The organism is Oceanobacillus sp. HCA-5259 (genome assembly GCF_037892815.1).
GTDB lineage: Bacteria > Bacillota > Bacilli > Bacillales > Amphibacillaceae > Oceanobacillus > Oceanobacillus indicireducens.
On record NZ_JBBKBV010000091.1, the window covers coordinates 1 to 1260 of the forward strand.

The following is a 1260-nucleotide window of genomic DNA, read 5'->3' on the forward strand; positions in this document are numbered from 1 at the left end:
ACGACATCAAAATAGAAGTTAGTTAAGTCCTCGATCGATTAGTATTCGTCAGCTCCACATGTCACCATGCTTCTACCTCGAACCTATCAACCTCATCGTCTCTGAGGGATCTTACTCACTCGAAGTGATGGGAAGTCTCATCTTGAGGGGGGCTTCATGCTTAGATGCTTTCAGCACTTATCCTTTCCACACGTAGCTACCCAGCTATGCTCCTGGCGGAACAACTGGTACACCAGCGGTGTGTCCATCCCGGTCCTCTCGTACTAAGGACAGCTCCTCTCAAACTTCCAGGCGCCCACGACGGATAGGGACCGAACTGTCTCACGACGTTCTGAACCCAGCTCGCGTACCGCTTTAATGGGCGAACAGCCCAACCCTTGGGACCGACTACAGCCCCAGGATGCGATGAGCCGACATCGAGGTGCCAAACCTCCCCGTCGATGTGAACTCTTGGGGGAGATAAGCCTGTTATCCCCGGGGTAGCTTTTATCCGTTGAGCGATGGCCCTTCCATGCGGAACCACCGGATCACTAAGCCCGACTTTCGTCCCTGCTCGACTTGTAGGTCTCGCAGTCAAGCTCCCTTGTGCCTTTACACTCTGCGAATGATTTCCAACCATTCTGAGGGAACCTTTGGGCGCCTCCGTTACCTTTTGGGAGGCGACCGCCCCAGTCAAACTGCCTGCCTGACACTGTCTCCGGACCGGATCACGGTCCTGGGTTAGAATGTTCATACAGCTAGGGTGGTATCCCACGGGTGCCTCCACGGAAGCTAGCGCTCCCGATTCCACGGCTCCCACCTATCCTGTACAAGCTGCACAAACAGTCAATATCAAGCTACAGTAAAGCTCCACGGGGTCTTTCCGTCCTGTCGCGGGTAATGTGCATCTTCACACATCGTATAATTTCACCGGGTCTCTCGTTGAGACAGTGCCCAAGTCGTTGCACCTTTCGTGCGGGTCGGAACTTACCCGACAAGGAATTTCGCTACCTTAGGACCGTTATAGTTACGGCCGCCGTTTACTGGGGCTTCGGTTCTAAGCTTCGCCTTACGGCTAACTCTTCCCCTTAACCTTCCAGCACCGGGCAGGTGTCAGCCCCTATACTTCGCCTTTCGGCTTCGCAGAGACCTGTGTTTTTGATAAACAGTCGCTTGGGCCTATTCACTGCGGCTTCTTCTAAAAGAAGCACCCCTTCTCCCGAAGTTACGGGGTCATTTTGCCGAGTTCCTTAACGAGAGTTCTCCCGCTCACCTTAGGAT

1 rRNA gene is annotated in these 1260 nt (G+C 53.9%); it reads right to left on the minus strand.

Annotation, left to right across the window (positions count from 1 at the left end):
- Positions 1–18 precede the first annotated feature (18 nt).
- Positions 19–1260: ribosomal RNA gene (locus WKU33_RS18895) — 23S ribosomal RNA — on the minus strand; the annotation flags it as partial.